7 protein-coding genes and 1 pseudogene are annotated in these 7,157 nt (G+C 61.7%); 3 read left to right on the top strand and 5 right to left on the bottom strand.

Going from position 1 to position 7,157, the window contains the following annotated elements; translation table 11 throughout:
* On the top strand, window positions 1-168 hold a 168-nt coding region (locus MKK67_RS01215; protein ID WP_243961196.1), incomplete at its 5' end, for a transposase.
* A 452-nt stretch (window positions 169-620) separates the two neighbouring features.
* On the opposite strand, the gene MKK67_RS01210 is transcribed toward MKK67_RS01215, so the two are convergent.
* Window positions 621-887: a hypothetical protein gene (locus tag MKK67_RS01210; RefSeq protein WP_243961194.1), complete on the bottom strand. Its 267-nt coding sequence runs from the start codon at window positions 885-887 to the stop codon at window positions 621-623.
* A 169-nt stretch (window positions 888-1,056) separates the two neighbouring features.
* Between MKK67_RS01210 and MKK67_RS01205 the strand changes: the two genes are divergently transcribed.
* On the top strand, window positions 1,057-1,290 hold the full coding sequence (locus MKK67_RS01205; RefSeq protein ID WP_243961192.1) for a hypothetical protein: 234 nt from the start codon (window positions 1,057-1,059) through the stop codon (window positions 1,288-1,290).
* Window positions 1,291-1,620: 330 nt separating this feature from the next.
* On the opposite strand, the gene MKK67_RS01200 is transcribed toward MKK67_RS01205, so the two are convergent.
* Window positions 1,621-2,436: a transglutaminase-like domain-containing protein gene (locus MKK67_RS01200; RefSeq protein WP_243961190.1), complete on the bottom strand. Its 816-nt coding sequence runs from the start codon at window positions 2,434-2,436 to the stop codon at window positions 1,621-1,623.
* A gap of 521 nt (window positions 2,437-2,957) precedes the next feature.
* Here MKK67_RS01200 and MKK67_RS01195 point away from each other — a divergent pair.
* Window positions 2,958-3,218, top strand: a pseudogene (locus tag MKK67_RS01195) (IS630 family transposase); the annotation flags it as partial.
* 169 nt (window positions 3,219-3,387) lie between these two features.
* On the opposite strand, the gene MKK67_RS01190 reads toward MKK67_RS01195, so the two are convergent.
* The 3 genes from MKK67_RS01190 to MKK67_RS01180 all read right to left on the bottom strand — a co-directional run bounded on the left by MKK67_RS01190 (window position 3,388) and on the right by MKK67_RS01180 (window position 7,070).
* Window positions 3,388-4,023 (bottom strand): hypothetical protein, encoded by a 636-nt coding sequence (locus MKK67_RS01190; protein ID WP_243961188.1) that lies wholly within the window; start codon window positions 4,021-4,023, stop codon window positions 3,388-3,390.
* A gap of 62 nt (window positions 4,024-4,085) precedes the next feature.
* Window positions 4,086-6,221 (bottom strand): thiamine biosynthesis protein ThiF, encoded by a 2,136-nt coding sequence (locus MKK67_RS01185; protein WP_243961186.1) that lies wholly within the window; start codon window positions 6,219-6,221, stop codon window positions 4,086-4,088.
* Between the two features lie 99 nt (window positions 6,222-6,320).
* Window positions 6,321-7,070 (bottom strand): hypothetical protein, encoded by a 750-nt coding sequence (locus tag MKK67_RS01180; RefSeq protein WP_243961184.1) that lies wholly within the window; start codon window positions 7,068-7,070, stop codon window positions 6,321-6,323.
* Window positions 7,071-7,157: the final 87 nt, after the last annotated feature.

Here is a 7,157-nt window from a genome sequence, read left to right as displayed (position 1 = left end):
AAGAAGGTTGAGATGCTGTTTGCCCACCTCAAGCGTATCCTGAAGCTGGACCGCCTCCGGCTGCGAGGGCCGAACGAAGCAAGAGACGAGTTCCACCTCGCAGCCGCCGCTCAGAACCTGAGGAAGCTCGCAAAGCTCCTCCCGATCCCGCAGCCGAGCCCGGCCTGACCGGCTGGCGACACCCAGCTCGAGGGCGAGGGCTCATCCCGCCCCTCTCCGATCTCGGCCGCCAACGAGTTTTTCAACGAAATCGGTCGTAAGCAGACGCTCTGGCCTTCCGGACTCTGTGTGGGTTGTTCCGGCACAAGACCCCGCCAGCTCACATGACGGCGCACTAACCAGATCCCGGCACCCTACGCAAACGCCGGTGAGATCGACGAACTCCCTCGCCAGCCCGTGATCAGATCGGGCGGCGGGGCCGAGCCGGCTGGTACGCCATCAAGGGGTGCAGCCATGCCCGCCGATCAAATGCCGGTGCCACTCGGCGACGCGCTGGAGCAACTGGCCGGCAGGCTGCTCGCTGAGGCGCGGTCACAGTCGCCCCAAAAGCTTCCCGATAGGCCTATAGGCAGTCTCAACGACGACGTTGGGACCAACCTTCTCGCCTGGCTGCTCGACGCTTACGACGACGCTCTTGCCGAGGATAGCGGCGACTGAGCCGGCATCTCTTCATCGCCATCGACCGCGACGTCCACTCCGTCCAGCGGGGCGATCGAGGTGCTCTCCACCAAGACCCGGATCATCTCGGAGCGGTCTTCGAGCATCGTGGCCGGCGGCTCTCCCACCAGTGCCTTCCAGCCCGCAATAAATTCGGGTTGCAGCATCTCGGTAAGCGTGTCCTCGGGCTTGGGAACCGGCTCGGTCGGTATGATGCGTTCGCTGCTCATGGGCGCGGTACGCACCCTGCCCCACGCAAGTTTCGGCCCGCCGTGGCCAGGGTAAAGACTGCGTTGCCCCGATCACGGAGTCGGGCCGGGCCGATCACCTCGGCAGTATGCCTAACGGTATTTTGAATACATTGTGCGATCCGGCCGTTCGATGGCGCGTTGCGCGAGTATGGACACGCTTGATCCCAGTCTCATCGGCCACGCTTCCGCCTTGGAACGGGTTGCTCGCGCACTCAATGTGCCGGTGGCCGGCTTCCTGAGCGAGCGGCCTGCCTACGACGCGAACGACCTTCTCGCCCTCCTGCGTCTGTGGTCAGAGATCAAGGACGACCAAGGCCGCAATCGTGTCCTGGAGATAGCTCGGCAGGCAGCCGGGCGGGGCGGCTACAAAGCCTGCGCTTGACCCAGCCCAACCCATGCTGAGCAACCCCGCTTCTGGCCGCATGGTCGAGAGCCGCGCCCTGCCGTAGCTCGGCGGCATGTCAGCTGGTCTTGCCCCCACCATGCTCCCGAACCCCGTCGCGATCTGGCACGGGAACATCGAGAACATCTCCCCGCACGCCTCGCCCTGCCGGTACATGCCACCGAGCCGGTGAAGCCCGATACGGGAGAACTGCCTGGACTTCATCACCCGGTTCGGGGACGAGGCGCACCGGCTCGGCTGGACGGCGGAGCTGCTATTCGGGATGCACCCCGAGCACGGCACGCTCCGGGTCGATTATTGCGGAGCACTTCAGGGTAGGGGCGGGGCTTCCTCGGTCGTTACATGAAACCTAGTGAGACTGTTCGCTCCGAAAGTGAGCGTCAGCGGCACATCCGCAGCATCGCGACCGTAGGAGATGAGGATCCGGCCAATCCGCGAGCTGTTGTTGCGTGGGTCGAAGGTGTGCCAGCGACCTCCGAGATAAACCTCCATCCAGGCGGCGAAATCGCCCGGCGCATGCGGTAGAGGCAGGCCGATGTCGCTGACATAGCCGTTGCAGTAGCGGGTCGGGATGTTGAGGCAGCGGCACAAAGTAATCGCCAGATGCGCGTAGTCGCGGCAAACGCCCTGCTGTTCCTCAAAAACGTCGAACGCTGTCCGGGTGGCGCGCGCATGCTCATACCCGAAGGTGATGTGATCGTGCACGTAGTCGCAGATCGCTTGCACACGGCTCCAGCCTGGCGGGATATGGCCAAATAAATTCCAGGCGATGGACGATAGGCGATCAGTTTCGCAATATCGGCTGCCAAGCAGAAACAGCACGGTATCAGAAGGCAATTTCTCGATCGCGATCTCTTGGGCATCAGCATCCTGCGTATCGCCGCTGCCGTGATCCCGCACAATCGTATCGGTCTTGAGCGTAAAGCGACCTGCAGGAGCGACCATACGGTTGCACCAGTTCCCGAAGCTGTCGCGGTAGCCATCCAACGGGACTGCGGGTGTCGTGATCAGATAGTCGGGCCGTTCGAGATCGGAGAAGCGGGATGCGTGGACGTTAAGCGTCGCGATGACGGGGGTGGGCTGCGGAAACTCGTAGGTCATCTCGCAGCCGACTAGAATGCGCATAGGCTCTGTCCTTGGGGCAACCATGAGATCAGCGTTGGTACCGCTGATACCGCAAGCTTTGGACCGCATCACGATTCAAGCCAGCCGCCTCGATCATAACGATGACGCGCGGAGCGAAAGCATGTGCGTCGTCATCATGTAGGTTGGGCTTGAAGTGACGTGTATATAGGCGTCTTCGCATGCACGCCCGCTACGGCCAAGGCAGGGTGCTGGCCGCCCGGAAAGAGGATCTTTTAGAGCCCGAAAAAATGTGCGCCCCAGCCAGGTACGCCCATATTTTCGAAAAAAATGAGGTCCTTTTTATGGGATGCCCAGGATCGGTGCGGCAGGGTGTGGTTCAGCGTCGAAGCGTCACCCCTTCCGCAAATGAGCTTAAATTATTGAGATCAAGCTCGAATTGGATCACAACGTGGGGTCACGATCAGCGCTGATCCTGACCCCACCTCAACCTCAATTTTTGTAGCTGGAACAAAGATTTAGCTGCATCTACTTCGGGGTCATGCTTCGGCGCCGATCCACACGCCTGGCTCACCCGCCACCCGCGATGGACCTTCCACTTCACACCGACCTCGGCCTCTTGGCTCAATGCCGTCGAGGGCTTCTTCTCGACGCTGACGCGCCGCCGCCTTAAACGGGGCAGCTTCACCAGCATCGTCGACCTTCAGGCTGCCATCAAACGCTACATCGCCGAGCACAACCGAAGCCCACGCCCCTTCGTCTGGACCAAGCCCGCCGCCGCCATCTTCGACGCCCTCAATCGAGCCCCTGAACCATCCGTCTGAGTCAGTGCACTAGTCGTGGATCGGCGCGGTGTCTGGGGTGCCGATCGTAAGAGACCACGGCGACTTATAAGCAGATCCGGCATCGAACTGGCATGCTGACCGACCTACCAGCTCCCTGACTGCAAGCCGACACTGAATCGTTGCCGCGCATCCGTCGACTATCGCCGCTTCATCGTCCCGTTGCCGTCTTGAGAGCCAGCACGTTCGTCACCAGACGCACACCGGCGTTCGCGGCGGCGATGCGCACGATCAGGTATTGAAGGATTAGGACGCCGAGATACTGCGCCGCCACAACTCTACTCTCGATCAACAGGAATGCAGAGATTCCGAAAATAGATATAAATAGCAAACTTAAGCTCGCATAATCGCGCAGCAGAAGAAATACTCTGTTTGAATCCAAAACCGTCACGTCATTGCGCACGACCTTGTAGAGCTTGTACCAAGCAGCATTCTGATCCGTTGCTGCAACAGGAAACGTTCCTTTGTACGCCTTAAGAAGCCGCTCCTGATCGATACGACTATCGCTGTTCACGTATTTACTGAAGGCACGATGCCCGGGCAGAGCGTCGTTCCATCTCCAGTAGACAATCGTCGCCTTCAACTCTGCAGTTGGAAGAGTGTTGAGGACCGTGGCCACCACGCCTGCGAGCCCAATCGGCAGAAGATTGGGGATCTGCTTAAACAACGCCGGCAGCCCGTCGAAGCGCATCTCGTTGGCCTGTTGGACGACGTAGAAGAAGATCGCGTTCGCGACCACGATGAGCCACAAACGCCAATTGTTTTGATCTTTCAGCGATTTTGCCATCTAGCGCCTCGGATCGCCCGCCGGATCGATACGGCTCGGTCGGGCTTGATGGGAGAGCCAACTCAAGTTCGGTCCTGGAAGGTTTCGGTAGTCAAGCAGGTGTAGCCTCCAGGAAGTGCGATCAACAACAAAACCGGGAAGTACTGGCGCATAGACAAACGAACAGCTGTCTGAGCATCGAGCGTCGATGGTCCACTCTCTACGAGATGGTTATGCCAAGTACCCAATGGGTACATCGATCGACCGGAATCCTTCAGCAGTTTCCGGATCGACGCTTTCAATCCGATAGTTCCCAATGTGAACTTCTCCGCCGAGAAGACGCTGTCCGGCGGAGCCGGCATGATGTCGACGACCTGAAACGTGTTACCGATCTGCGAATAGCGTCCGACGATGACGCCGCCCGTCTCGACTTCGGGCTTGGAGGCGATCTCGGCGCGTATCAACCGATCGACCCGGGGACTAATCCGGACCTGATGTCCGCACGATCCATCTAGAACGATCCGGCGCTCGATCTCCTCGCGTCGCCAGCTCTGCGACAAGCCATCCTGGGCCAGCTTCCCGACAACGACCTGGCCACCTTCCTCCTGCTCCGTCTTCAACCATCCCGCGACCACGCTGCCGAGCCCCGCCGAAAGGGTGCTCAACCGATCGTCCGGCATTGCGAAGGTCACGGAGCTGCATCCCTGGCCTATCTCGACGGCTTCGGCCTTGGCGCTGAAGACAGGCCCACTCAGCTCGCCGTCCTCTGCGATGAGGCGATACGCCTCGGCTGCGAGATCGCTTGCGTTGGGATTTCCATCGGCACCTTCGATCGAGGCGTATGCGGCCACACCGGCGCCGAGCAGATGCGCCTCGGCGATGCGCGGACGCGATTCCCAATCCAAGAACGAGAGATGCTCCCGCAGCAGTGTCGAGGCGGTTGTGTTGAGGAGCAATCGCCCTCCCGCGATCCGAGAGCGGCCTTCAGGCGTCTCGGTCAGGGAAATCAGGTCTTCCGTTTCGGCCGAGGCGGGCTGGGTCAGTCGGTGCAACACCACCGCGAGCGCCTCGGCCTTGGACTCCAAGACCCGACCGGTGTCGACATCGTCGGGCAGCAAGGCATGCCGTGCGAAATTGTGGGGAGAGAGGAGACTGCGATCCGCCACGATCCGGGGACCGAGGCCCCGCCGCGCGGCATGCAACGCGATCTTGGATCCGACGCTGCCGCAGCCGAGGAGCGCCCAGTCCGGCCGCTCGAAGTCCACCTCGTCGCCCGAAGCGAGCCGCAGCAGGGCGATCGATATCGCCTCCCGGATTGCGCAGAGACGAACGCGACCGCGGCCGTTCAGTAGATCCTCGTTGGGCTCCAGATCGATCACGTAGGAGCAGAGTTCGATATCCGATCCGACCCCGACGACGGAGAAAGGCCTCCTCACAAGGAAGACGATCGCCAGCGGCGCCGGCGTCAACGTCCCTTGCGCAAGGCAAAGGCCGATGTGGTCGAGCTTCCCCTCGAGCTCCCGCCGGCACCCATAGAGTTCGGCCCGATCCCGCAGGTCGGCGACGGTCGATACCGTCTCGGGAACCGGCTGGTCGATGACTCTCGGGGCACCATCCACGTCGGCGGGCGCCACGACGAGCATCATGCCTTGGCCCTGCCAGAGTTCATCCCTCACATACTGCTTCGTGCAGGCCGCCTTCTCGACGGCCACCTGCTCTCCGGCGACGGTCACGAGTCGGACGTACTGGGCGCCACCGGGCTTCTTGAGTTGCAGGAAGCGCGTGCGTCGAACGAAGCCGCCGCCGGCCGGGCAGGCCAGCCCTCGCAAGGCTGCTCCGTCGGCGATCATCTCGTCGTCGATGTTGTTGCGGCGGACCGGTTCCCAGCCATGCTCGACGCTGTTGAGCTCCAGCATCGCGGCCTTGTCGAGCCAATCCACCAGTTGGTCGACGTACCCCTCGAACCCCCTGCTCTGGATCAGCTCGGATGGAAGACCCTGGACGATGCAAGGCATCGGCGGGAGATCCGCGGGCGTCGAGAGAAGGTGAGGGTGGTTCCGGTCGAAATCCAGACGGAGCAAGGCTCTTGGCGAAATGGTGGGGAAATTTGCCGGGAAGAGGATGGTCACGGTTTCCAGAGCGCGCACGCCGCTGGGACTGATCCCGTTCGTGCGCCACGCAGCAGGCAGTTCAGTGAAGATGTCGAGCTCGGCTGCCATCGGGCCGTCGTCATCGTGGACGACGTGCCTGACGTCTCGGACGGAAGGATGAGCTCTGGCGATCCTGACTGCCCGTAGAATGGCGATGAACATCATGGCTCAACCGTGCCCGAGCGCCTCGGTGCCGACGCCTGTTCCGAGAGCACCACCGGCTACTGTCGCCCAGCGGCTGGGCTTCGGTCCGTAGTAGGTGACCTGCATATGGAGCGGCTTGTCGTCCGGTTCGTCCGCGACGCACCGGAACGCTCCGCACCCGGGCTTGAGGATCGCGAGATACTCCCACTTCGCCCGAATGCATGGAGGATCGTTCTCTTCTTCCTTGATCTCGCAGCTGCTCGAGAGGATGTGCGCTCCAGGCGCGGCCTGGCCAAGGGCGTCGCGGGCCTTCTGAGAAACCTGCGCCCTTTCCCGCTTTTTCGACCAGCTGTCCCACGAGAGGCTATGCCAGCTGCAATGGTGGGGAGCGAGAAGCACCTCGTACGCCAGCTGCTCGGGCTCGTATCGATCCCAAATCTTCTCCCAGATCGCGACCTCGGCGTCGCCGCCTAGAAGGTAGCGGGCGGCTTCGGCATTGCCGCCGGCGGAGAGTGACATCCGCATGATCACGCTGGAGTTGTTTTTCGAGAGAACGACCGCCTCGTCGTCCGAGGACGCGAGCAACGGCGCGAGCAGCAGGCTCTTGAACGAGCTGTCTGTGACACCGCAGATCCGCGAGAACGTCGATCCAGCGGTTATGAGGATCTGTGTGAGGTCGTCGGTTTTCCCCTCGATGTCTTCCCCAAGGATCAGGATGCCGCCACGGCATGCACCGCCGCGGCGTCGAGAAGGATCCAGATCAGAAGGACCCACATCCTGAGCTTGTCGAAGGACGTCGTGCCGGAGCGGCGCCGGGTGGTCGATCCTTCGGCAAGCTCAGGATGAGGGCACCTTCGGCTG

Source organism: Methylobacterium sp. J-072, from assembly GCF_022829425.1.
Lineage (GTDB): Bacteria > Pseudomonadota > Alphaproteobacteria > Rhizobiales > Beijerinckiaceae > Methylobacterium.
Note: the sequence above shows the minus strand (reverse complement) of the source record. Positions and strands in the feature narration are given on the sequence as shown.

Coding starts and splice junctions, on each gene's coding strand:
- MKK67_RS01185 (WP_243961186.1), bottom strand. CDS start 6,221: ATGGCAGCCGAGCTCGACATCTTCACTGAACTGCCTGCTGCGTGGCGC.
- MKK67_RS01205 (WP_243961192.1), top strand. CDS start 1,057: ATGGACACGCTTGATCCCAGTCTCATCGGCCACGCTTCCGCCTTGGAA.
- MKK67_RS01210 (WP_243961194.1), bottom strand. CDS start 887: ATGAGCAGCGAACGCATCATACCGACCGAGCCGGTTCCCAAGCCCGAG.
- MKK67_RS01200 (WP_243961190.1), bottom strand. CDS start 2,436: ATGCGCATTCTAGTCGGCTGCGAGATGACCTACGAGTTTCCGCAGCCC.
- MKK67_RS01190 (WP_243961188.1), bottom strand. CDS start 4,023: ATGGCAAAATCGCTGAAAGATCAAAACAATTGGCGTTTGTGGCTCATC.